Raw genomic sequence first — 22,370 nt, 5'->3', positions numbered from 1 at the left:
GCCGCACCGCCCGGCAAGCCGCCGGACCGTCACCCGGCGAGGTGTCCGAAGGCGTACGCCCGCCAGGGCCGCCAGCGTTCGGCCGGTTCCCCGTGCCGCCCGTCGCCGGGCCAGGCGTCGGGGTCGCCGAGCGCGCGCATGGCGATGTGCTCCACGGTGGACTCGTCGAGTCCGGGCAGGTCCCGCAGCCGCTGCCGGCCGGCGGTCCAGTCGGCGGCGATGCCGAGATCGAGCGTTCCCCCGGCCACCGCGCCGACGAGCGCGGTGTACGCCCGCCCGACGCGCTCCGCCACGCCCAGCTCCGCGGGATCGACCTGGACCAGGCCGGCCACGTCGGGGAACACCCGCGTCAGCGCGCCGTCGGGGTCGGTGACCGGGTCGCCGTACGCCATGGCCAGCCGGGCTGCCGCAGCCGGGCCCACCACCGCGCGCACCGCCAACTCGACCCCGTCCACGGCGCGCGGCACCCGCCGCCCCGGCACGGCCACGACCAGCGGCGCGAGCACCGGGTCGGCGGACAGCGCGGCGTCCACGGCGACCGGGTCGGCGTCGAGGTCGAGCAGCCACCGGCACCGGTTGACGGCGCTGCCGAGGTCGCGCAGGTCGGCCAGGGCGAGGCGGCATTCGACGTGCCCGGCGGCGGGGCGCAGCGCGACGATGCCGGTGCCGTGCGGCAGGCGCAGGGTGCGCCGCAGCGTGCCGTCGCGCCACTGCTCGACCCCGGGCAGCACCTCGGCGGCGAGCTGCGCGAACAGCTCGGCGGCGGCGAGCGGGGCCCGGTAGGGCAGGCGGACCGTGACGGTGCCCGGCACGACCTGGGCCCGTGCCCCGCGGCTGACCCGTTCCCGCAGCTCGCCGGGGGTCAGGCCGAACACCTCGCGGACCGTGTCGTTGAAGCTGCGGATGCTGCCGAACCCGGCCGCGAACGCGATGTCGCCCATCGGCAGGGTGCTCGTCTCGATCAGGGTGCGGGCCGCCTGGGCGCGCTGCGCGCGGGCCACCGCGAGCGGCCCCGCGCCGAGTTCGGCCTGCACGTGCCGCTGCACCTGCCGGGTGCTGTAGCCGAGCCGGCCGGCCAGGCCGGGCACGCCCTCCCGGTCGACGACCCCGTCGGCGATGAGCCGGACGGCGCGGCCGACGAGGTCGGCGCGGGCGTTCCACTGGGGCGAGCCGGGGCTGGCGTCGGGGCGGCAGCGCTTGCAGGCCCGGAATCCGGCCTGCTGGGCGGCGGCCGCGCTGGGCAGGAACGTCATGTGCCGCACCTGCGGTGGCGGCACCGGGCAGCTCGGACGGCAGTAGATGCGGGTACTGGTCACCGCGGTGAAGAACCAGCCGTCGAAGCGGGCGTCGCGGGAGTGCACCGCACGGACACAGCGTTCGAAGTCCTCGTGCATGCCCCCACCGTAGCCAGGGCGGAGGCCGGGCGACTCGCGAGAAGACGACATCATGATCGCGAGCCACGCTGATGTCGTTTTCCCGCCAGCCGCCGTCCGGGGCCCGTGGTGGACTGGGCCCATGACGATCGACAAGTACGCCGCCTTCCGCGCCCTGCACCAGCCGGGCACCCCGCTCCTGCTCGCCAACGCCTGGGACGTGGCCACGGCCCGGCTCGCCGAGCAGGCGGGCTCGGCCGCGGTCGCCACGACCAGCGCCGGGGTGGCCTGGAGCCTGGGCGCGGCCGACGGCGGCGTACTGGACCGCGACCGCGCGGTCGCGCTGGTGACCCGGGTCGTCGGGGCGGTGGCCGTGCCGGTGACCGCCGACATCGAGGGCGGGTTCGCCGATGACGCGGCCGGGGTCGCCGAGACGATCCGGCTCGTGGTCGCGGCCGGCGCGGCCGGGGTCAACCTGGAGGACAGCGACCGGGTCGGCCCGGCACCGCTGCTGCCGGTCGACGAGGCCGCCCGGCGGATCGCCGCCGCCCGCGACGCCGCCGGGGCGGGGCTGTTCATCAACGCCCGGGTCGACACCTTCCTGCGCGGCGGCGACGTCGCGGACGCGCTCACCCGGGCGCGGGCATACGTCGCCGCGGGCGCGGACGGCGTCTTCGTGCCCGGCACGGCCGACCCGGCCGTGATCGCCGAGCTGGCCGCCGGGGTGGGCGCACCGCTGAACATCCTGGCCGGGCCGGGCTCCCCGACCGTCGCCGAGCTGGCCGCGCTGGGGGTGGCCCGGGTGAGCCTCGGCTCCTCGGTGGCCGAGGCGGCGTACGCGGTGATGCGCCGGGCGGCCGAGGAGCTGCTGGCGAAGGGCACCTACGACACGCTGGCCGGGGCAGTGAGCTACGGCGAGCTGAACCGCCTGCTGGCCTGAGTCGCCGGCGGCAGGGTGGCGGTCCCGGCGACCGCCACCCTGCCGCCGACCGGGGTCACCGTGTCAGCAGCAGGGCGACGGTCCCGGCCGCCAGCGCCGCGGCCCCGGTGACCGCCCCCGTCAGCGCGAACCTGCCCCAGCGGATGCGCACCCCGGCGGCCTGGCAGCGCTGCGCCCACAGCAGCGTGGCCAGCGACGCCCACGCGGTGACCAGCGGCGCGACGTTCGCCCCGAGCAGCAGGCCGAGCAGCTGGTCGCGGTGCCCGGCGGCGACCACGGCCTCGCCCGCCACGTACGCGGGCAGGTTGTTGACCGCGTTGGCGAGCAGCCCGCTGGTCACCGCGGCCCGCACCACCCCCGTCGCGCCGGGATCGGCCCCGATCATGGCCGCCATCAGGTCGGCCAGGCCGAGCCGCCCGACCGCCTCGACGGTCAGGAACAGGCCGGTGACCAGCACGAGCAGCCGCCAGGGCAGCAGGTTCCAGCCCAGCGCGGCCCGGTCCCAGCGGGCGTACGCGGCGACCAGGGCCAGCGCGCAGACCGCGGAGACGAGCTCCAGCCGCTCGCCCCACAGCACGCCCGCGAGGAAGGCCGTGCAGGTGGCGGCCGCGGCCAGCAGCAGCCGCCGGTCGCGGGGCCGCACCGGCGCGGGCGGGAGGTAGCGGGCCGGGTTGCCGCGCCAGTAGAAGACCCACAGGCAGGCGCCGACCGCGACCAGCACGGCGGCCTGCGGCAGCGCCATCGCCCCGGCGAACCCGCCCACCGACAGGCCGATCCGGTCCGCGGCCAGCAGGTTCGTCAGGTTCGACACCGGCAGCAGCAGGCTCGCCCCGTTGGCCAGCCAGATCGTCGTCATCGCCAGCGGCAGCGGCGGCACCCCGGCCCGCGCCGCGGTCGCCAGCATGACCGGGGTGAGCAGCACCGCGGTGGTGTCGAGGTTGAGCAGGGCGGTGGTCGCCGCGGCGAAGGCGAAGCACAGCCCGAACAGCGCGACGTTGCGGCCGCGCGCCCAGCCGGTCAGCCGGGTGGCGATCACGTCGAACAGCTCGGCTCGCGCGGCCAGTTCCGCCAGCACGATCACCGTGCCCAGGAAGATCAGGATGGGCAGGATGCGGCCGCCGGTCGCCAGCGCGCCCGCGGGCGGCACCAGGCCGGTCGCCACCGCGAGCAGCCCCGTGCCGAGCAGCGCGAACGCGAGCAGGTCGAGCCCACTGAACCTGGTCCGGGCACGCGTCGGCCCGGTCCCGGCGGCCTCCGCCGGGACGATCGCCTGTGCCATGTCAGTCGATGAGCGGAGTGGCGGGTGCCGGCGCTTCGGCGTTCAGGGCCTGCGCCAGGGCCTCGGGGGTGCGCCCCACGATCGCGGTGCCGTCGTCGAGCAGCAGGATCGGGCGCTGGATGAGCTGCGGATACGCGACCATCGCGGCGATCCAGCGCGGCCGGTCGGCCTCGTCCCGGCTCCAGCCGGCCAGGCCCAGGTCGGCGGCGGCCGGCTCGCCCAGCCGGCAGATCTCCCACGGCTGCGCGCCCAGCCGGTCCAGCACGCCGGCCAGCTCCGCGGCGGTCGGCGGCGCGTCCAGGTACGGCCGCAGCGTCACCGGCACCTGGTTGAGCTCGAACGTCTCCCGGGCGGCGGCGCACTTCGAGCACGAGGGGTTGTTCCACATCTCCACCCCGCTATCCTCACCCATCCCGGGATCTGCGCGAACATCGGTTCAACCCGGCCCGCAGGTCAACCGGTACCTGTTGCTGACTGGAACGATCAGGAGGCGACGGGGATGGCCGACACGGCGACGTTCGACGAGTTCGTGGTGACGCGGTCGCGGCACCTGCTGCGGGTGGCGTACCTGCTCACGGGCGATCACGCGCTGGCCGAGGACCTGCTGCAGACCGCGCTGGCCAAGTCGTGGGCGGCGTGGCGGCGCATCCACGGCGACCCGGAGCCGTACGTGCGGCGGGTGCTCGCCAACACGTATCACCAGCGTCCGGGTGAACGGGCGAACGGCGGGCTCCGGCCTGAACCTCTGCGTCGGCGAGGGGCGAATGGGCTTCGAGGGCTTCTTCACCACACTGGACCCGGTGGCGCTCGACCTGGTCACGGGCCGCCCGGCGACCGTGACGCTGGAGCTCACGTTCGGCCGGCACGGCGACGAGCCGCTGCCCCAGGGCACCATCGCGGTGGCGGTCGGCGAGCCGGCCACGTACGCGGAGCTGCCGTGGCCCGGTGCGGCTCCGTCCAGCACGCCGCTGGACCGCACCCTGCACAGCGGTGTCGACCCGGCCACGGTCGCCACGCTGGAGTCGGGGGGCGCGCGCACCGCCACGCCCACCTGGACCGGGCCGCTCACGGTGTGGGCGAACACGCAGGCACCCGGCCGCCTGCGCATCCTCGTCGACGGCGTCCTGGTGTCCCATCTGGACTTCGGCGCACCGTTCATGACACTGGAAGGCGGCGTCGGCATCGCCCTGGACCCCGCGAGACGCTACGGCAGCGGCTTCCGCTTCGCGCCGCGGCCCGGCTCGCAGCTCACCATCACGGTCGAGCCCGAACGCCTGACCGGCGACTGGTACGTGGCGATCTACCCGCAGCAGCCGAACTGACCACGCATGAGAAATCTCGCGGGCCGCGCGCAACCCCGGCGGCGGACCAGGTCGTACAGGATCTCGACACCGCGGACAGGGAGGCACCGGGAGCATGGCCGACACGGCGACGTTCGACGAGTTCGTGACGGTGCGCTCGCGCCACCTGCTGCGTATCGCGTACCTGCTCTCGGGCGATCACATCCTCGCCGAGGACCTGCTGCAGACCGCGCTGGCCAAGTCGTGGACGGCGTGGCGGCGCATCCACGGCGACCCGGAGCCGTACGTGCGGCGGGTGCTGGTCAACACGTACAACTCGTGGTGGCGGCGGCGCTGGCACGGCGAGCGGCCGACCGAGACGCTGCCCGAGCACGCCGGGCCGTCGCAGCACAACGCCGTCGACGAGCGCGACCAGCTGTGGCGGGCGCTGGACCGGCTGCCCCGCCAGCAGCGGGTGGTGCTGGTGCTGCGCTACTTCGAGGACCTCACCGAAGCGGAGATCGCGCGGACCATGGACATCTCGCCGGGCGCGGTGAAGGCGTACGCCTCCCGAGGGCTGGCGACCCTGCGGCTGGACCCGACGCTGCGCGCGCTGCCGCAGGCCGACGAGGACGCGCCGACCGGCAACGAGCGGCTGGTCGCCGTACACCGCCGGATCACCCAGCGCCGGCGCGGCCGGCTGTCCGCGGCGGCCGCGCTATGCCTGATCGTCATCGCCGGGATCTCCGGGTACGCCCTCGCGCCCGGCCAGGACCGCGGCGACGTCGCCGACCTGCCCGAGCTGTACCGGGGCCAACGCATCGTGGCCCGGGTGCAGGCGTCTTTCGCCCAGCGCTCGGCGGAACTGGTGTGGACACCCGGCACCACCGACCTGACCCTGTTCGGGGACTGCGCCACCGGCGCGCCGCCGGCCGAGGTGGAGCTGAGCGTCAACGGCACCTACGTCACGACGATCACCTGTGGCGCCCGCCTGGAGTTCGCCGTCGCGCGCGCCATGAGCGCGCGGACCGCGGCGGCCTGGAACGTGCGCGCCGGGCAGCCCGCCCGGATCACGCTGACCGTCGTGGGCACGGTGGCCCTGTCCGCCGAGCCGGCTGCCGACGACGGGCTGATGGCGGTGGCCGTCGCCGAGCGTGTGCCGTTCGAGCAGTACCCGTTCCCGCCTCGCCCGGCGAAGCTCGCCCCCCTGGAAGCTCCTGACGTGCCACCGGGGCGGGCCCGGCTGGACGGCCCCGAGGCCCAGGTCGTCTCCGGGGTGTGGCGCGGCTCGCTGACGTTGCGGGCCCGCGCGCAGACCCCCGGCAGCCTGCTCGTCTCCGTCAACGGCATCCCGGTCGAGAACTTCGAGTGGTGGGACTACGAGCAGGGCAACCGGGCCGGCTTCCTGGACGCCGCCGACGCGCAGCGGCTCGGGCTCACCCTCGTCGACGGGCAGACCGTGGTCATCACCGTGGAGCCCGAGCACATGACGGGCGACTGGTGGCTGACCGTGGCGCCGCCCGGCACGTAACCTACGGGCGAAGTTTTCTCGCGACACCACCCCACCGACGCCGCCGTCCAACCGGTACGTGTTGCTGACGGCGGCGATCAGGAGGCTTGCGGAGCATGGCCGGCACGGCGGAGTTCGACGAGTTCGTCATGGCGCGGTCGCGGCACCTGCTGCGCATCGCGTACCTGCTCACCGGCGACCACGCGCTGGCCGAGGACCTGCTGCAGACCGCGCTGGTCAAGTCGTGGGCGGCCTGGCGGCGCATCCACGGCGACCCGGAGCCGTACGTGCGGCAGGTGCTGCTCAACACGTACCGGTCCTGGTGGCGACGCCGGTGGAACGGCGAGCGGCCCGCCGAGTCGCTGCCCGAGCAGGCGATGCCCGCGCCGCAGGCGGCCGTCGACGAGCGCGACGAGGTGTGGCGGGCGCTCGGCCGGCTGTCCCGGCAGCAGCGGGTCGTGCTGGTGCTGCGCTACTTCGAGGACCTCACCGAGGCCGAGATCGCCAAGACACTCGACATCTCGCCGGGCTCGGTGAAGAGCTACGCCGCCAAGGGCCTGGCCCGGCTGCGGCTCGACCCCGACCTGCAGGCCCTGCCCGCGCTCGACGAGGACGCCCCGGCCGGCAACGAGCGGCTGGCCGGCGTACGCCGTCGTATCGTGCAGCAGCGCCGCGGCCGCCTGGCCTCCGCCGCGGCGGCGCTCGCCGTGATCCTGGCCGGCCTCGCCGGGTACGTCGTCGCGCCCGGCGGGGAGACCGACGGGCTGGCCGGCGTGCCCGACTTCCACCAGGGCTACCGCATCACCGAGCGTGCGCAGGCCGGCTTCTCCGACGGGACCGGCGAGCTGACGTTCACCCCGTCCACTCTCGACCTGGCCTTCTTCCCGGCGTGCACGCACTCGGGATACGAGCTGCCGTTGGAGATCAAGGTGTGGGTCGGCGGCCGGGAACTCGGCGCCGTGGGCTGCGAGACGGACGGGCTGTCCTTCGAGAGCCGGCTCACGCCCGCCGCGGAGACCCTGCGCGCCGCGGGCGTCGAGGTGGGCAAACCGGTCACCGTCCGGTTCGACCTGGACGTGTCGTACGTATACCCGGAAACCTCGGGCTCGGTCCCGGAACCGGCCTCGCCGGCCCCCGCGGACGGCGTGCTCGCGCTGCTCGTCGGCGAAGCCGTCGGGTTCGACCGGGTCGACCTGCCCGAGCGCCCGGCGGCGCTGGCCCCGCTCGAGCGGCCCGCGTACGCGACCGGCACCAGCGTGCTGCTCACCGCCGACGGGCCGCGCACCGCCACGCTGGACTGGCGCAGCGGCGGGGTGCGCATCATGGCCCGCTCGCAGACGCCGGGCGTGCTGCGGCTGCGGATCAACGGGGTGCTCGTCGACGTGAAGACCTGGTGGGACTACGAGCAGCAGACGTGGCAGTCGGAGTTCGCCCCCGCCGGTGACGACGCGAAGGTGCGCGGCCTGAGCGCCCAGTATCCGGACCAGCTCACCATCACCGTCGAGCCCGAGCACCTGACCGGGGACTGGTGGCTGGCGGTGATGCCCGCGGGCTGACCTCGGGCGCACCGGGCGGGCGGGTTAAGGTCGGGCTGTGGCGGAGCAGTCGGACTGGCGCGCGCGGCGCGATCACGCGGTGGCCCAGCATGCCCTGGCCGAGGAGCGCCGCCGGGCGGCCGAGACGGCGCAGGCGATGGAGCTGGTGACCCGGTTCGCCCGGGAGGCGGCGGCGCGCGGGCTGCGCGCCACGGCGCTGACCGCCTTCGCGTACGACGGCGGCGGCCGCTACCGCACCAACCTGCGCGGCTGGTACGTGCACCGCAACCGCACCCTCGCGATCACCGAGGACGGCCGCTACTACGTGCTCGGCGTGCCCGCGTCGCTACGGGCCCGCCTGCTCGGCGCGGAGGTGCCGCCCGCCGACCCGCCGCTGATCGTCGGCCGGGGTGCCCGCGACGGCGAGTCGATGCCGCTGGAGACGTTGCTGCAGCGCCGCCTCGACGCGGGCGACGACTGGGCCTGACGGGCCGTGGCGAGGGCGAACTCCAGCTGCTCGACGGCCATGCGCACGGCTTTGCGCAACGCCGTCTCGAGTCCGTACCGGTCGGACCACTGGACGCCGTACGGGTGGCTGAGCAGGGTCAGCCGCAGCGGCCCGACCCGCTTCTCGTAGAGGTCGAGCGATTCGTTCGCGGCCGCGACGGCGAGCCGCTCGACCTCCGCCGTGTCCACCCGTTCGGCGTCGCCGGCCAGCACGAAGCCGCCGGCGACCAGCACGGCCCGCTCGGCGGCCGGCTCGGCCTCGATCGTCACCACGCCGGAGCCCTCGGGGAAGACGGTGTCCGGCGGGCTGGTCAGCCGCACCACGGGACCGGTCGGGGTGATGGTCACCCAGTCCCGCACCATCGCCGGCCCGAGCAGGTCGATCGCCTCCTTGACGGCCCGGTGGGCGGCGGCCTTGACCGCCAGGTATCCCGAGTCCACCGGATGGATCTTGTGCTCGACCAGCACCGCGCGCAGCGGGCCGACGCGGTAGCCGTACTCGTCCAGGGCGTTCAGCGCGCCACGGCGCGCGCCCTCGACCAGTTCCGCCAGCCACTCCCGGTCGTCGAGGTAGTCGCGCATGTCATCGGCGACCTGGATGAAGTCGTCGGCGATGGTGAGGCTGCGCTCGGCGGCCCGGGTCAGGTCGACGGTGACCCGGGCGCCCGCGAAGCAGCTCCCCCGCATCGCGGTGTTGCGGTGCCGCACCGACACCGGGGCCGGCTCCCCTTCGGCGGCCTGCTCGCCGAGCAGGTCGATGCCCACCTTCACGGCCCGCGCCGCGGCCTCCAGCACCGAGCCCTGATGCGTGTCGGTCGGGTGGATCATGTGCTTGACGAGCACCACCCGCAGCGGGCCGGTCTGCTCCGCCTGCCGGTCGAGCGTCCGGTGGACGCCCTCGATCGCGGCCCCGGTGAGCTCGTCCACCCACTCGGGGGTCAGCCAGTCCTGGAACCGCTCCGGCGCCTGCACGAACCCGTCGGCGACGGTGACGCCGCGCTCGGCGGCCCGCTCGACCTCGACGGTGACCCGCACGCCGGCGTAGCAGCCGGGAATCATCCTGTTGGTCGCCTGCACCATGGCCGGGAGCGTAACAACGCCGGGCCCGCGCCGAGCGCTCCATTTCGGAGCAGGCGGCGTACGCCGGTCGAGACGGCGCGATCGTTTCCCCCGAGTGTCGCGGCGGCCGCGATGGCACTACGCTCTCGCGAATGAGTGACGCGCGCGCCCAGGGCCTCATGTTCGGCGAGATCGCCGAGGAGTTCGACCGGATCCGCCCCGGCTACCCGGAAGGGCTCGTCGACGACGTGCTCGCGTACACCGGGATCGGGGTGCAGGCGCTGGAGGTCGGTGCGGGCACCGGCAAGGCGACCACCGCGTTCGCGGCGCGCGGCCTGCAGATCACCGCGATCGAGCCGGACCCGAAGATGGCAGCGCTGCTGTCCGAGCGGCTCGCCGGGCAGTCCGCGGTGCGCATCGTCGTCGCGCTGTGGGAGCAGTACGAGCCCGATCTGGCCTTCGACCTGCTGTTCTGCGCGCAGGCGTGGCAGTGGACCGACGGCTCGCAGCGCTGGCGGCGGGCCGCGGCGGCGCTCACGCCCGGCGGCACGATCGCGCTGTTCTGGAACTTCGACCGGATCGCCGACGACGACCTGCGGGCGCTGGTCCGCGAGGTGCACAGCGGCTACGCCCCGCACGCGATGATCGACGAGGAGCCCGCCGACGGCACCGACCTGTCGGCGTACTGGCCGGGCCCGGACCTGGCCGCGCTGCCCGAGTTCGGCGACCTGACCGAGCGGCTCTACACCTGGGAGCGCACGCTGTCGGCCGACGACTACGTGTCGTACCTGTCGACCCAGCCGACGTACCGGATCCTGCCGGAGGCGACCCGCGAGGCGCTGTTCACGGCGCTGCTGCAGCGCCTGCCGGAGAAGGTGACGCTGGCCGTGGAGACCCTGCTCTACCTGGGCCGCCGCACCGCCTGAGCGGTCAGGCGACCCGGCGGCGCATCGAGTAGGTGACGGCGTGCAGGCGGTACGGCTCGGTGTGCAGGAACACGGCGCCCCGGTCGTACGCCTGCCAGCCCGACTCGCCGGCCCGGTTCAGGTGGCGCAGGTCGTCGAAGCGCTCGTCGGTGCCCCACCGCTCGACGCCGTCCGGCCCGTGGAAGACCGCGTCCCAGTCCATGAAGCGGTCCGCGCCCAGGGTGCCTGCCGATCGGTACTCGAGCCGTGCGTACTGCCAGCGCGTCATGCGGCCATTGTGCCGCAGCCACTGTCAGCCTGTCCAAACGCGACCACACACCGTCGCCACCCCACAACCGCCCGCACCCGTCCCACGCCGCCCCCACACCCCCACGCACAGACGTTGGCCTATGTCATCGACTTCGATCTACGAATAGTCGACGACATAGGCCAACGTCTGTGGAGAACGGGTCCGGGACGCGCCCGCCCGGTCAGCGGGGGGAGCGGCGGCCTCGGCGCGAGCGGCTGGAACGGCGTGCGGGCTGGTCGCCGCCGGAGGCGGTGGGTGCCGCAGCCGGGGCCGGGGCGGGCAGCACGGCCGGGGTGCCCGACGGAGTGCGCGCGCCCGTGATCCGGGCCAGTTCCTGGTCGTGCGGGCGGACCGCGGTGGTGCGGGCGTCGACGCCCGCGGCGGCGAGCAGCCGCGCGGTCTCCCGGCGCTCCTCGGCCACCACCAGGGTGACGACGGTGCCGGTGCGCCCCGCGCGGGCGGTGCGGCCGCCGCGGTGCAGGTAGTCCTTGGCGTCGTTCGGCGGGTCGTAGTTCACGACCAGGTCGAGGTCGTCGATGTGGATGCCCCGGGCCGCCAGGTCGGTGGCGATCAGCGCGTTGACCGCGCCCGACTTGAACTGGTCGAGGATGCGGGTGCGCTGCGGCTGCGACTTGCCGCCGTGCAGCGCCGCCGCCGTGACGCCGCTGGCCAGCAGCCGCCGGGCGACCCGGTCGGCGCGGTGCTTCGTCTTCACGAACATGATCACCCGGCCGTCACGCGCGCCGATGTGCGCCGTGGTGGCGTCCTTGTCGGCGGCGTCGATGTGCAGCAGGTGGTGCTCCATGGTGGTGACCGCCCCGGCCGGCGGGTCCACCGAGTGCCGGGCCGGGTCGTTCAGGAAGCGCCGGACCAGCCGGTCGACGTCCCCGTCGAGGGTCGCCGAGAACAGCAGCCGCTGCCCGCCCGGCGCGGTCGCCGTCAGCAGCGAGCTGACCTGGGGCAGGAAGCCCATGTCGGCCATCTGGTCGGCCTCGTCGAGCACGGTGATCTCGACCTGGTCGAGCCGGCAGTCGCCGCGGTCCAGCAGGTCGTTGAGGCGGCCCGGGGTGGCGATGACGATCTCCGCGCCCGCGCGCAGCTGGTCGCCCTGGCGGCCCAGGGACAGGCCGCCGACGACGGTGACGGTGCGCAGGTTCAGCGCGGCGGCGTACGGGGCCAGCGCGGCGGCGACCTGGGCGGCGAGTTCCCGGGTGGGGACCAGCACCAGTGCCAGCGGCTGGCGGGAGCGGGCGCGGCGGCCCGCCAGGCGGGTCAGCATCGGCAGCCCGAAGGCGAGGGTCTTGCCCGAACCGGTGCGGGCCCGGCCGAGCACGTCGCGTCCGGCGACGCCGTCGGCGATGGTGCGCGCCTGGATCGGCGACGGCACGGTGAGGCCCTGGGCGGTGAGCACGGCGGCCAGCGAGGGGTGCAGCGGAAGCTCGGCGAAGCTCGTCGCCAGCGGGCCGGTGGGCTCCGGGGCCGCCTGCGCCCTGGCCGGGGCCGGCGCACCGGCTGCCCGGGTCGCCCTGCCCGCGGGCTGGGCACCGGCCGTCCTGGCGGCGGGCACCTTGGCCGTAGGCGTCTTGGCGCCGGACGGCTTGGAGCCGGACGCCTTGGCGGCGGCCGTGGTGGCGGCGCCGGACGCGGTGCCGGACGCCTTGGTGCCGCCCGGCTGGGCGGCGGACGCCGGGCGGCGACGGCGGCGGCGGACGGGGTGCTGGGAGGAACCGGGCACTGCGGTGGTCAAAGCGGAGCCTTTCGCTGTCGGCACGCCGCGCGAAGGCTCTCGACCCGGTCACGCCAGGGAGAGTCCGACAGGTAACGAACCGGATGACGGAGGTGCTGGACCCGGCTCAGCGGCGGGAACGCCGCGGAACCGGACGACAGAGCATCGCATGCCACGCTCTGCGGCGCGGCGGGATTCTCCGGCGGGGGCGCACGGCCCACCGGGCCCTGCGTGATCAACTGTTCTCCACCTTACACGCCGGGCCGGCGGCCGGAGGGTGGCCAGGGTGCCCGGCAGGTGTGTCCTGGCTAACCCAGTTCCATCGCGACCAGGAGGAATACGGCCAGACCGGTGGTGACCCCGATCGCCATGGCCAGCGGCAGGCCCGCCCCGAAGAACGTCGCGACGAAGGTGGCGAGCCCGCCCGGGATCGTGAAGAAGGCCGCCGCCTGCGGCGGCTTGCGCCGCGCGTACGACATGGCGGCCTTCAGCACGAACTTCAGCACGATGCCGGCGAAGGCCAGGATCGCCAGCGCGGCCAGGCCGAGCACCGCCCACAGCAGGACCTCACCGGCAGACATGCGACCGAAGGTAGCCGCTGCGCGCCAACGGGGCCAGTGACCACCGTTGCTATTTCACGACTCGGAACCGCAGGTGCGTGACGTGGGGCGACTCCTCGACCGCGAGCCGCTCGAGTTCGATGTGGTCGGTCCCGAGGTGCTCGAACAGCCGCCGCCCGCCGCCCAGCATCACCGGTGCGAGCTGCAGGTGCAGCTCGTCGAGCAGGCCGGCCCGCAGCACCTGCTGCACGACGTCCGCGCCCATCAGCGTCACCGCCCGCTCCCCCGCCGCCACCGTGGCCTGGTCCAGGGCGTCGGCCAGCCCGGTGGTCACGAAGGTGAAGGTGCCGCTGCGCTCGGTCCGATCCGGCGCCGGGTGGTGGGTCAGCACAAAACAGGGGGCCGGGTACGGGGTGTCGCCCCAGACGCCCACCCCGACGTCGAACGTACGGCGGCCGAGCAGTACGGCCCCGGTCAGCGCGAACTGCCGCCGCGCCGCAGCGGCGTCCACCTCGTCCGCGTCGTCGAAGAGCCACCGGTGCAGCCGCTCGCCGCCGCGGCCCATCGGGTGCTCCGGCCCGACGTCAGGCCCGGCCATGTAGCCGTCGAGCGACATCGTCACGTGCGCTATCACCTGTGCCATCGCGATCCCCCCGTAGACCTCCGTAAATGCGGACTCCCATGCTGCCACAGTCCACAGCGGACGGCACAGCTGCGCCACTCGGGCACACCGCGCTGCCCGGGCGGTCGGCGTCAGGCGAGCAGTTCGGCCTCCACGTCCTCCAGGAAGGTCAGGTCGGCGGTGACGTGCCGGGCGGCGGCGGCCAGAAGCAGGCGCACCACGGTCTCGCGGGCGGGGTCGCGGCGCAGCGTCTCCAGGTTGCGCAGCTCGCGCAGCAGGTGGGCGCGCTGCGCGGCGAGCACCGCGGACACCGTGTCGCGGTCCCCGGTGCGGGTCGCGGCGACCACCTTCAGGAACAGGTCGTCCCGGAAACCGGCGGTACGCGGGCTGGCCGAGGTCATCCAGTCGTCGAGTTCGCGCTCGCCGGCGTCGGTCATCCGGTACACCACGCGGTCGGGTTTGATCTCCTGCGCCATCCGGCTGGAGTCGACGAGACCGTCCCGGGAGAGGCGGTCGAGCACCTGGTAGAGGTGCCCGATGTTGAGCGCGCCCCACTGCGGTCCGACGGCGGACTCGAACGCGCTCTTCAGCTCGTAGCCGTGGCTGGGCCCCTCGCGCAGCAGGGCCAGCACCGCGTGCTGGATCGGCATGGCTCACCACCCTCCCTTCTCGACGTGGCCATCGCCCGCGCGCTGATCGGCGCGCCCAGCCTGCTGCTGGCCGACGAGCCTACCGGCAACCTCGACTCGCGCACCGGCACCGAGATCCTCGACCTGCTCGCCGCGCTGCGCGCCGAGCACGCCATGACCGTGCTGGTCGCCACGCACGAGCAGCACGTCGCCGCCGCCTGCGACCGGCTCATCCGGCTGCGCGACGGCGAGGTCGTGCAGGACGTGTCCCTGGCCGGCGGCGAGGAGCCCGAGGAGACGCTGAGCCGGCTGGGCGGCCCCGCCTGTGATCACGCTCAGCGGCGGCAGAACGGGTAGACGCGGCCCTCGACCGTACGCGTCTGGCCGTCCGGCGACTGCACGAAGTAGGTGCTCCCGCGCACCCAGGTGCGCTGCCCCGGGCGGACCAGCACCGTCTCGGACAGCTCCATCACGTAGTCGCCGATGGTCAGCACGCTGACCAGCAGCAGGCGGTCAGCGACAGCGGGTTCAGTGACGAGCATGTGACTCTCCGGAGGGGGCGGGGAGCGCTCACGTTACCTCCGTGCCCCCACCTGGGGGAAGGGGTGTTCGTCTATACGTGCACCACGCCACACGTGCCCTCCCCATCCGCGCAGGTCAGGAAGGTTCGTGGAGATGTTCGCGGCAGGTGGTGTCGATTCCGGCGGATGCTGTTCGTATGGAGGGTGAGCGGCCACGTCCACCGGCCGCCGGGACGAGGAGCACCGCCATGAAGCAGTACCTGCTCAGCATCTACCAGCCCGACGGCGGGCCGCCGCCGCCCGAGGTGCTGGACCCGGTCATGCGGGCGCTGGCCGCGCTGAACGCCGAACTCGACGCCGCGGGCGTGACCGTCTTCCGCAACGGCCTGCTGCCGCCCGAGACCGCCACCGTGGTCCGCGCCAAGGGCGACGACATCCTGCTCACCGACGGCCCCTACCTGGAGGGCAAGGAGCACGTCGGCGGCTTCTGGATCATCGAGGCGCCGGACCTCGACGCGGCGCTCGGCTGGGCGGCCAAGGCGGCCCGCGCGGTCACCCTGCCGATCGAGGTGCGCCCCCTGCACTCCGGTGCCTGAGCCGACCGACGTCGCCGGCGTCTTCCGCGCCGAGTACGGCCGCGCGGTGGCCGTGCTGGTGCGGGCGTTCGGCGACATCGAGCTCGCCGAGGAGTCCGTCCAGGACGCGTTCGCCGAGGCGGTGCGGCGCTGGCCGGAGCACGGTGTGCCGCCCAGCCCGGCCGGCTGGATCATCACCACCGCCCGCAACCGCGCCGTGGACCGGCTGCGCCGCGAGGCGACCCGCGACGACCGGCACGCGCAGGCCGCGCTGCTGGCCGTCGCCGACCCGCCCGCCGAGGAGGGGCCCGTGCCCGACGACCGGCTCCGCCTGATCTTCACCTGCTGCCACCCGGCGCTCGCGGTCACCGCCCAGGTCGCGCTGACCCTGCGGCTGCTCGGCGGCCTGAGCACCGCCGAGATCGCGCACGCGTTCCTGGTGCCCGAGGCGACGATGGCGCAGCGGCTGGTCCGCGCCAAGAACAAGATCAAGGGCGCGGGCATCCCGTATCGCGTGCCGCGCGACGCCGACCTGCCCGCCCGCCTGCGCTCCGTGCTCGCCGTGGTCTACCTCGTCTTCAACGAGGGCTACACGGCCAGCTCCGGGAACACGCTCGCGCGCGCCGACCTGTGCCACGAGGCGATCCGCCTCGGCCGCCTGCTCGCCGAGCTGATGCCCGACGAGCCGGAGGCGCTGGGCCTGCTGGCCCTGATGCTGCTCACCGAGTCACGCCGGGCGGCGCGCACCACCGCGACCGGGCGGCTCGTGCCACTGCCCGAACAGGACCGCGCCCGCTGGGACCGCGAACTCGTCGCGGAAGGGCTGGCGCTGGTCCACCGGTGCCTGCGGCGGCGGCAGCTCGGCCCGTACCAGCTCCAGGCCGCGATCAGCGCGGTGCACGCCACCGCGCCCGACGCCGCGGCCACCGACTGGCGACGCGTGCTCGCCCTGTACGACCGGCTGCTCGCCCAGACGCCCAGCCCCGTGGTGGCGCTGAACCGGGCGGTCGCGGTGGCCGAAGTGGACGGTCCCGGCGCGGCCCTGGCCCTGCTGGACACGCTGGACCTGGACGGCTACCACGTGTATCACGCCGTCCGCGCGGACCTGCTGCACCGCCTGGGCCGCGACGCCGAGGCCGCGCGGGCCTACCGGGCCGCGATCACCGCCACCGGCAACGCGGCCGAACGCGCCTTCCTGCAGGACCGCCACGACGCGCTCGGCACGTGAGCCGTCACCCCTCGCGGCACGCGAGCCGACCGCCCGCGGTCAGCCGCCGCACAGCGCCGGCACGCGCTGGTCCTTGCTCGCGCCCTTGACGATCGTGTCCACCACCAGGAACACCTTGCCGTCGTAGTCGGTTCCGGCCGCCCTGAGGTCGGTGAGCCGCTTGCTGACGTAGCTGACGTCGGCGCGCATCGCCCCGGCCAGCCGCTGGTCCACCGCGCTCGCCGCCCGGCGGGCCAGGTGGTCGCGGTAGTCCGCGAGCGCCTTCTGCAGCTCGGCGAGCACCTGCCGCTTGGCCTGGTCGCCACCGGCATACCGGCCGTCGACGAGCCCGGCGTAACGCTGCGTCGCCGTGGTGACCTTCTGGTAGACCTCCCGGCGACCGGTGCAGATCGCCTGGTCGGCCGGGGAGAGCCCGGCGGCCGCGCCCGGGACCGGGCTCTTCGGCCCGCCCGAGGCGGCGCTCGCCGACCCCGACGGCGGCACGGCCGCGCCGGGGGCGGACGACCCCGAGCCGACGACCGCTCCCGGGGAGGGCATCGCTCCGGGCCTGGTCGGGTTGCCGCCGCAGGCGGTGGTGGCGAGGAGGGCCGCACCGAGCACGGCCGAGACGAGAAGACGCCGCATGTGTCGCACTCCTGATCCAGTACGCGAACTGCGCCAGCCTGCCACCTTTCGCCACCACGGTGGGGGCGCTCCGGCATCGCCTGGATCACAGCGGCTGAACCGCCGAGCCGAGCGCCGTTCGACCAGGGCGTACGGGGGTACCATACGCACATGGGTCTCGTAGCGTCGTTCCGTACGGTCGATGACGCCGCAGCCGTGGCCGCGCACATGTTGTCGGCCGGCGAGCGGCTGAGCCGCGTGTGGCGTTTTGCCCTGACCCAGATGCTCGACGACTACACCAGCGTGCTTCGGCACGACGGCCGGGAGGCCGCCGCTCAGATGTGGCGCCAACCGCCCTCACCCACGGGTGACGCTCGGGTCGACGCCGCTCTGGCCGCGATGGCCGAATATCTCGGACGGCGTGACGGATGGCCGGTCCCGGCCTGGGCCCGCGAACCACAGCGCGAGGCACTGCCGTGGTGGTTCGTCACCGACCTGCCGGGTCTACGCCCACGCGCCCTGGTCGAGTCCCCCTCCTCCTTCCGCCGGCGAGGCGTGTTCATCACCCGCGGTGCGCTGGAGCGGGCATGAGCGTCGGGCTCGGGCGGGACGACATCCACGCGTTGCTCGACGATCTCAGCGCCGAACTCGCCGCACGCGGTGCTCGTGCCGACCTGTTCCTGGTGGGTGGCGCGGCGATCGCGGTGGCGTACGACGACGCCCGGTCGACCCGAGATCTCGACGCGGTCTTCCTGCCGACAGAGGTCGTCCGGGACGCCGCCGCAGCCGTTGCCGAACGTCGAGGCCTGGTCGCCGACTGGCTCAACGACGCCGTGAAGGGCTTCCTGCCGGGGCCTGATCCGGACGCACAGCGTTTCTACGCGAGCGCGTCACTGAACGTCGACGTGGCGTCAGCGCGCTACCTGCTCGCGATGAAGCTCTTCTCAGCGCGTGTCGAGAACGACGCCGACGACATCATGTTCCTGTATCGGCAGGTCGGCTTCACCACGGTCGAGGAAGGGCTGGACCTGGTCGAGAGCGTTTACCAGGGTCGGCCCGTCGAGGCGAAGACGCAGTTCCTGCTGGGTGAGATCGTCGAAATGCTGCGCGATGCCGATGCCCTGGACCAGGGGCGATGACGGACGACCGGGTGGCCCACGCGCTCGTCGACGCACGGCGGCACGGCGGTCTGGCCGAGCAGGCCCGAATGGCGATGTTGGAGCACGCCAAGGCCAGGCGCAATGCGATTCTGGCTGCCCATCGTGCGGGGATGTCGGTCCGCCGTATCGCCGAGGAGTTGGGCTGCAGCCCGACCGTGGTGCAGACCGCGCTGCGTATCGCTCGGGCAGAGTCGTCCTGACACCGGCTCACCAGCCGCGGGCACGCCATTCCGGCAGGGCGGGGCGCTCGTGGCCGAGGGTGCTGTCCTTGCCGTGGCCGGGGTAGAACCAGGTGTCGTCCGGGAGCCGGTCGAACAGCTTCGTCTCGACGTCGTGCAGCAGCGAGGCGAACGCCTGCGGGTCGCCCCAGGTGTTGCCGACCCCGCCCGGGAACAGCGAGTCCCCGGTGAACAGGTGCGGGTGCCCGTGCGGGTCGCGGTAGAGCAGCGCGATCGAGCCCGGGGTGTGCCCGACCAGGTGGATGACCTCCAGCTCGGCCCGGCCGACGCGTACGGTCTGTCCTTCCGCGACGGTCTGCGCCTTGACCGGCAGCTCGTCGGCGTCGTCGGGGTGCGCGATCGGCGTCGCCCCGGTGGCCGCCACGACCTCGGCGAGCGCCTGCCAGTGGTCGCCGTGCCGGTGTGTGGTGACCACGGTGGCCAGGCCCGCGTCACCGGCCAGGGCCAGCAGGGTGTCCGCGTCGTTGGCGGCGTCGATCAGCAGCTGCTCGCCGGTGGCCCGGCAGCGCAGCAGGTAGGCGTTGTTGTCGTGCGGACCGACGGACACCTTGCTGATGACGAGGTCGTCGAGTTCGCGTACGTCGGCGGCCGCGCCGCGGCTCACGTCTCCGGTGTAGGGCACCCCCGCAGACTATCGCCGGGGCACGGTTCGCGCCCGGCGTCGCGGGATCAGAACAGGCGGGCCAGGATCAGTTCGAGGGCTTCCTCGGCGTGGCGGCGGGACAGCTCGGCCGCGCGGTCGGCGTCGCGTCCGTGCAGCGCCTCGACCAGTTCCCGGTGCTCGGACTGGGCGGCGATGATCTCGTCGGGGCGGTAGTGCCCGGCGATCTGCTCGTTGAAGTAGTACAGGTGGTTCTGCTCGATGACGCGGGCGAGCCGGGGGTTGTGCGCGGCCTCGACGATCAGGTGGTGGAAGCGGTCGTTGAAGAGCACGAACTCGTCGGCCGGGCCGCCGGCGGACCAGGTGTCGCAGTGGGCCGCGATGGCGGCCAGCTCCGCGTCGGTGGCGCGCTGGCAGGCGAAGCGGGCCGCGAACGACTCCAGCGCCATGCGCACCTCGTAGATGGCCACGACCTCGTCGCGGCCGTGCTGGCGCACGATCCAGCGGCGGCGGTGCGAGACGATCAGGCCGTCGGCGGCCAGCCGCTGCAGGCTCTCCCGGATGGGCGTGCGGCTGACCTGGAGCTTCTCCGCGATCACCGCCTCGACCAGCGGCTCGTTGGGGCCGATCTTGCCGAGCACGATCTGGTCGCGCAGCCACCGGTAGACGTTGTCGGACAGCGTGCGGGTGGCGTGCATCGGTTCGGCGGGCAGGTCTTGCGCTGCGGGCACCTGGCCGCCTCCCTCGTCGTGTCGCTTCCGAGCGCCCACAGTAAACGTATCGACGCGACGGCTGCCATGAGTCCATCACCACAGCCGCGCTCAGCCTGCCCGACCGGCCGGGAGCTTTCCGCCCCGGAGTCCGGTTCCGGATGACAGCGGTCTGGATCGATGCCGTCACATGGGGTAGGCTGTCCGCGTGGTTCGCATGTATTGGCGCTTTACGCTGGCTCTGGGTGGAGCCGGCGGTTCATTGCGCTGACCGCGATTCCACCCAGAGCCAGCAGGGCGAAGACGTCTCGTCTTCGCCCTTTGCCATGTCATGGACGGGCTGGCCTGGGACTTTCCGAGGTGCGGGGCCCGTCCCCCCACGGAACCGGGAGACGCTCCGAATGACCCAGACCAACGACGTCCACGTCCTGTCCTTCGAGCCGCTGCGCCCGCCGCGCGAGCTGCTCACGGAGCTGCCGCTCGGTGATCATCGCGCGGCGCTGGTGGAACGGTCCCGCCAGGAGGTGCGGGAGGTGCTCACCGGTCGCGACGACCGGCTGCTGGTGGTGGTCGGCCCGTGTTCGGTGCACGACACCGAGGCGGCCATGGACTACGCCCGCCGGCTGGCCGAGGCCGCGAAGCAGCACTCCCGCGAGCTGTGTGTGGTGATGCGGGTCTACTTCGAGAAGCCGCGCACCACGATCGGCTGGAAGGGCCTCATCAACGACCCGGGGCTGGACGGGACGTACGACGTGCACCGCGGCCTGCGTACCGCACGGGCGCTGCTGCTCGACATCCTCGACCTGGGGGTGCCGGTGGGCTGCGAGTTCCTCGACCCGACCAGCCCGCAGTACATCGCCGACGCGGTGACCTGGGGTGCGATCGGGGCCCGGACCATCGAGAGCCAGGTGCACCGCCAGCTCGCCTCGGGCCTGTCCATGCCGGTCGGCTTCAAGAACACCACCGACGGCGGCGTGCAGGGCGCGATCGACGCCTGCGAGGTGGGCCGCAACAGCCACGTCTTCTTCGGCGTGGACCACGACGGCCGGGCCGCGATCGTCACCACCACCGGCAACGAGGACTGCCACGTGATCCTGCGCGGCGGCCGCAGCGGCCCGAACTACGGCCCCGAGTCGGTGGCCGCGACGCTGGCCATGACCGAGAAGGCCGGGATGAAGCACCGCCTGGTCATCGACGCGAGCCACGGCAACAGCGGCAAGAGCCACGAGCGGCAGGCCGTCGTCTCCGACGAGATCGCGGCGCAGATCGCGGGCGGCCAGGCCGGCATCGCGGGCGTGATGCTGGAGAGCTTCATCGTCGCGGGCCGCCAGGACCTGGATTCCGGGCAGCCGCTGACCTACGGCCAGAGCGTCACCGACGCCTGCATGAGCTGGGAGACCACCGAGCAGGCCCTGGCCACCCTGGCCCAGGCCGTCGCCGCCCGCCGCGCCACCGTCTGACCCTCCCGCCCGGCTTCCCGAGATCGCCGTTTCCGGCCAGAACCCGCGGTACGAACCCAGGTTCTGACCGGAAACGGCGATCTTCGCCTGCCGGCCGGAGTACCGTCACGGAGCGGCTGGCACATGGTCGGAGGCACGGGGTGAAGATTCCGAAGGTCGCGCATCGGTTCGTCGACGTCGACGGGGTGCGCGTGTTCTATCGCGAGGCCGGTGCTCCCGGCGCGCCGACGCTGCTGCTCCTGCACGGGTTCCCCAGCTCGTCGGCGCAGTTCCGGCGGCTGATCGACGCGCTCGGCGGGAGCTACCACGTCGTCGCCCCGGACTATCCCGGGTTCGGGCAGACCGAGGCCCCGGCGGAGTTCACGTACACGTTCGAGCGGCTGGCCGACGTGGTCGAAGGCTTCGTCGAGCGGCTCGGGCTGCGCCGGTTCACGCTGTACGCCTTCGATTTCGGCGGCCCGGTCGGCATGCGCCTGGCCACCCGGCGTCCGGAGTGGATCGCCGGGCTGATCGTGCAGAACGCCAACGCGTACGACGAGGGCCTGTCCGACCTGGCCCGCGGCCTGACGGCGAACCGGCCGGGCGTGCCCGGGGCGCGCGAGGCGGTCGCCGGGATCATGGTGCTCCCGGTGACCCGGGACCAGTACGTCGGCGGCGCCACCGATCCCGAGCTGATCGCCCCCGACGGCTGGACCCTGGACCAGCACTACCTGGACCGACCCGGCCGCAAGGACGCCCAGATCGACCTGGCGCTCGACTACCACACCAACGTCGAGCTGTATCCACTGTGGCAGCGGTGGCTGCGCGAGCACCGGCCGCCGGCGCTGATCCTGTGGGGCGCCGGCGACCCGTTCTTCCTCACCCCCGGCGCGCACGCCTACCTGCGCGACCTGCCCGACGCCGAGCTGCACCTGTTCGCGACCGGGCACTTCGCGCTGGAGGAGTGCCTGCCCGAGATCGCCCCGCTGATCGCCGGATTCCTGGACCGCACCCGGTGAGACGGGGACGGCGTGCCCCGCACCGGACGGGAGTCGGCGT

General features: G+C 73.9%; 26 protein-coding genes and 1 pseudogene. 15 read left to right on the top strand and 12 right to left on the bottom strand.

Annotated elements, in window-relative coordinates; all coding sequences use genetic code 11:
• Positions 1 to 29 precede the first annotated feature (29 nt).
• The gene (locus Cco03nite_RS15075) at positions 30 to 1,394 is read right to left on the bottom strand and encodes a DNA-3-methyladenine glycosylase 2 family protein (RefSeq protein ID WP_203692703.1); all 1,365 of its coding nucleotides are present in this window, start codon (positions 1,392 to 1,394) and stop codon (positions 30 to 32) included.
• Positions 1,395 to 1,515: 121 nt separating this feature from the next.
• On the opposite strand from Cco03nite_RS15075, the gene Cco03nite_RS15070 reads away from it, so the two are divergent.
• A complete protein-coding gene (locus Cco03nite_RS15070) occupies positions 1,516 to 2,313 on the top strand; it encodes an isocitrate lyase/PEP mutase family protein (RefSeq protein WP_203692702.1) in 798 nt (265 codons plus the stop codon).
• A gap of 55 nt (positions 2,314 to 2,368) precedes the next feature.
• On the opposite strand, the gene Cco03nite_RS15065 is transcribed toward Cco03nite_RS15070, so the two are convergent.
• The gene (locus Cco03nite_RS15065; RefSeq protein ID WP_203692701.1) at positions 2,369 to 3,592 is read right to left on the bottom strand and encodes an SLC13 family permease; all 1,224 of its coding nucleotides are present in this window, start codon (positions 3,590 to 3,592) and stop codon (positions 2,369 to 2,371) included.
• Between the two features lies 1 nt (position 3,593).
• Positions 3,594 to 3,980 (bottom strand): ArsC/Spx/MgsR family protein, encoded by a 387-nt coding sequence (locus Cco03nite_RS15060; protein WP_239167393.1) that lies wholly within the window; start codon positions 3,978 to 3,980, stop codon positions 3,594 to 3,596.
• A 144-nt stretch (positions 3,981 to 4,124) separates the two neighbouring features.
• On the opposite strand from Cco03nite_RS15060, the pseudogene Cco03nite_RS42380 reads away from it, so the two are divergent.
• From Cco03nite_RS42380 to Cco03nite_RS15030, 6 genes and pseudogenes are all read left to right on the top strand, one after another.
• A pseudogene (locus Cco03nite_RS42380) lies at positions 4,125 to 4,229 on the top strand (sigma factor); the annotation flags it as partial.
• 73 nt (positions 4,230 to 4,302) lie between these two features.
• Positions 4,303 to 4,914, top strand: a complete 612-nt coding sequence (locus Cco03nite_RS15050) for a hypothetical protein (protein ID WP_203692699.1) — start codon at positions 4,303 to 4,305, stop codon at positions 4,912 to 4,914.
• A gap of 94 nt (positions 4,915 to 5,008) precedes the next feature.
• Positions 5,009 to 6,403 carry a SigE family RNA polymerase sigma factor gene (locus Cco03nite_RS15045; protein WP_203692698.1) on the top strand — a complete coding sequence of 465 codons (1,395 nt, stop codon included), beginning with the start codon at positions 5,009 to 5,011 and terminating at the stop codon, positions 6,401 to 6,403.
• Positions 6,404 to 6,498: 95 nt separating this feature from the next.
• The gene (locus Cco03nite_RS15040) at positions 6,499 to 7,938 is read left to right on the top strand and encodes a SigE family RNA polymerase sigma factor (protein WP_203692697.1); all 1,440 of its coding nucleotides are present in this window, start codon (positions 6,499 to 6,501) and stop codon (positions 7,936 to 7,938) included.
• 37 nt (positions 7,939 to 7,975) lie between these two features.
• Positions 7,976 to 8,404, top strand: coding sequence for a hypothetical protein (locus Cco03nite_RS15035; protein WP_203692696.1), 429 nt, complete (start codon positions 7,976 to 7,978; stop codon positions 8,402 to 8,404).
• A 1,231-nt stretch (positions 8,405 to 9,635) separates the two neighbouring features.
• Complete coding sequence (locus tag Cco03nite_RS15030; protein ID WP_203692695.1) at positions 9,636 to 10,409, top strand: class I SAM-dependent methyltransferase; 774 nt, start codon at positions 9,636 to 9,638, stop codon at positions 10,407 to 10,409.
• 4 nt (positions 10,410 to 10,413) lie between these two features.
• Here the strand turns inward: Cco03nite_RS15030 and Cco03nite_RS15025 are convergent, their stop codons facing one another.
• The 5 genes from Cco03nite_RS15025 to Cco03nite_RS15005 all read right to left on the bottom strand — a co-directional run bounded on the left by Cco03nite_RS15025 (position 10,414) and on the right by Cco03nite_RS15005 (position 14,256).
• Complete coding sequence (locus Cco03nite_RS15025) at positions 10,414 to 10,677, bottom strand: hypothetical protein (RefSeq protein ID WP_203692694.1); 264 nt, start codon at positions 10,675 to 10,677, stop codon at positions 10,414 to 10,416.
• A 202-nt stretch (positions 10,678 to 10,879) separates the two neighbouring features.
• On the bottom strand, positions 10,880 to 12,445 hold the full coding sequence (locus Cco03nite_RS15020) for a DEAD/DEAH box helicase (protein WP_239167385.1): 1,566 nt from the start codon (positions 12,443 to 12,445) through the stop codon (positions 10,880 to 10,882).
• Between the two features lie 287 nt (positions 12,446 to 12,732).
• On the bottom strand, positions 12,733 to 13,005 hold the full coding sequence (locus tag Cco03nite_RS15015) for a hypothetical protein (protein WP_203692693.1): 273 nt from the start codon (positions 13,003 to 13,005) through the stop codon (positions 12,733 to 12,735).
• A gap of 49 nt (positions 13,006 to 13,054) precedes the next feature.
• Positions 13,055 to 13,627 carry a dihydrofolate reductase family protein gene (locus Cco03nite_RS15010; protein ID WP_203692692.1) on the bottom strand — a complete coding sequence of 191 codons (573 nt, stop codon included), beginning with the start codon at positions 13,625 to 13,627 and terminating at the stop codon, positions 13,055 to 13,057.
• Positions 13,628 to 13,737: 110 nt separating this feature from the next.
• Positions 13,738 to 14,256 (bottom strand): PadR family transcriptional regulator, encoded by a 519-nt coding sequence (locus tag Cco03nite_RS15005; RefSeq protein WP_203692691.1) that lies wholly within the window; start codon positions 14,254 to 14,256, stop codon positions 13,738 to 13,740.
• 24 nt (positions 14,257 to 14,280) lie between these two features.
• Between Cco03nite_RS15005 and Cco03nite_RS15000 the strand changes: the two genes are divergently transcribed.
• Positions 14,281 to 14,592 carry an ATP-binding cassette domain-containing protein gene (locus Cco03nite_RS15000; protein ID WP_203692690.1) on the top strand — a complete coding sequence of 104 codons (312 nt, stop codon included), beginning with the start codon at positions 14,281 to 14,283 and terminating at the stop codon, positions 14,590 to 14,592.
• Here the strand turns inward: Cco03nite_RS15000 and Cco03nite_RS14995 are convergent.
• Complete coding sequence (locus tag Cco03nite_RS14995; RefSeq protein ID WP_203692689.1) at positions 14,571 to 14,777, bottom strand: hypothetical protein; 207 nt, start codon at positions 14,775 to 14,777, stop codon at positions 14,571 to 14,573. The two genes, Cco03nite_RS15000 and Cco03nite_RS14995, sit on opposite strands and share 22 nt — an antisense overlap.
• 227 nt (positions 14,778 to 15,004) lie before the next feature.
• Here Cco03nite_RS14995 and Cco03nite_RS14990 point away from each other — a divergent pair, with 227 nt between their 5' ends.
• Together Cco03nite_RS14990 and Cco03nite_RS14985 are read left to right on the top strand one after the other, a co-directional pair.
• Positions 15,005 to 15,352, top strand: a complete 348-nt coding sequence (locus Cco03nite_RS14990; protein WP_203692688.1) for a YciI family protein — start codon at positions 15,005 to 15,007, stop codon at positions 15,350 to 15,352.
• Entirely contained in the window at positions 15,345 to 16,559 is a 1,215-nt protein-coding gene (locus tag Cco03nite_RS14985; RefSeq protein ID WP_203692687.1) for an RNA polymerase sigma factor, read from the top strand. Before Cco03nite_RS14990 ends, Cco03nite_RS14985 begins: the two co-directional genes overlap by 8 nt.
• 39 nt (positions 16,560 to 16,598) lie before the next feature.
• On the opposite strand, the gene Cco03nite_RS14980 is transcribed toward Cco03nite_RS14985, so the two are convergent.
• Complete coding sequence (locus tag Cco03nite_RS14980; RefSeq protein WP_203692686.1) at positions 16,599 to 17,183, bottom strand: hypothetical protein; 585 nt, start codon at positions 17,181 to 17,183, stop codon at positions 16,599 to 16,601.
• A gap of 150 nt (positions 17,184 to 17,333) precedes the next feature.
• Between Cco03nite_RS14980 and Cco03nite_RS14975 the strand changes: the two genes are divergently transcribed.
• Genes Cco03nite_RS14975 through Cco03nite_RS14965 form a run of 3 tightly spaced genes read left to right on the top strand, consistent with a single transcriptional unit; the run spans position 17,334 to position 18,522 of the window.
• Positions 17,334 to 17,753 carry a hypothetical protein gene (locus tag Cco03nite_RS14975; RefSeq protein WP_203692685.1) on the top strand — a complete coding sequence of 140 codons (420 nt, stop codon included), beginning with the start codon at positions 17,334 to 17,336 and terminating at the stop codon, positions 17,751 to 17,753.
• A complete protein-coding gene (locus Cco03nite_RS14970; protein ID WP_203692684.1) occupies positions 17,750 to 18,301 on the top strand; it encodes a DUF6036 family nucleotidyltransferase in 552 nt (183 codons plus the stop codon). The genes Cco03nite_RS14975 and Cco03nite_RS14970 overlap by 4 nt, the downstream gene beginning before the upstream one ends.
• On the top strand, positions 18,298 to 18,522 hold the full coding sequence (locus tag Cco03nite_RS14965; protein ID WP_203692683.1) for a helix-turn-helix domain-containing protein: 225 nt from the start codon (positions 18,298 to 18,300) through the stop codon (positions 18,520 to 18,522). The genes Cco03nite_RS14970 and Cco03nite_RS14965 overlap by 4 nt, the downstream gene beginning before the upstream one ends.
• 7 nt (positions 18,523 to 18,529) lie before the next feature.
• Here the strand turns inward: Cco03nite_RS14965 and Cco03nite_RS14960 are convergent, their stop codons facing one another.
• Positions 18,530 to 19,183: an MBL fold metallo-hydrolase gene (locus Cco03nite_RS14960; protein WP_203692682.1), complete on the bottom strand. Its 654-nt coding sequence runs from the start codon at positions 19,181 to 19,183 to the stop codon at positions 18,530 to 18,532.
• 47 nt (positions 19,184 to 19,230) lie between these two features.
• On the bottom strand, positions 19,231 to 19,893 hold the full coding sequence (locus tag Cco03nite_RS14955; RefSeq protein WP_203692681.1) for a GntR family transcriptional regulator: 663 nt from the start codon (positions 19,891 to 19,893) through the stop codon (positions 19,231 to 19,233).
• Positions 19,894 to 20,273: 380 nt separating this feature from the next.
• Here Cco03nite_RS14955 and Cco03nite_RS14950 point away from each other — a divergent pair, with 380 nt between their 5' ends.
• Positions 20,274 to 21,332, top strand: a complete 1,059-nt coding sequence (locus tag Cco03nite_RS14950) for a 3-deoxy-7-phosphoheptulonate synthase (protein ID WP_203692680.1) — start codon at positions 20,274 to 20,276, stop codon at positions 21,330 to 21,332.
• Between the two features lie 140 nt (positions 21,333 to 21,472).
• Positions 21,473 to 22,330, top strand: coding sequence for an alpha/beta fold hydrolase (locus Cco03nite_RS14945; protein ID WP_239167384.1), 858 nt, complete (start codon positions 21,473 to 21,475; stop codon positions 22,328 to 22,330).
• The last annotated feature ends 40 nt before the right edge of the window (positions 22,331 to 22,370 follow it).

Origin of the sequence: Catellatospora coxensis, from assembly GCF_016862635.1 — a bacterium.
Classification (GTDB): domain Bacteria; phylum Actinomycetota; class Actinomycetes; order Mycobacteriales; family Micromonosporaceae; genus Catellatospora; species Catellatospora coxensis.
Note: the sequence above shows the minus strand (reverse complement) of the source record. Positions and strands in the feature narration are given on the sequence as shown.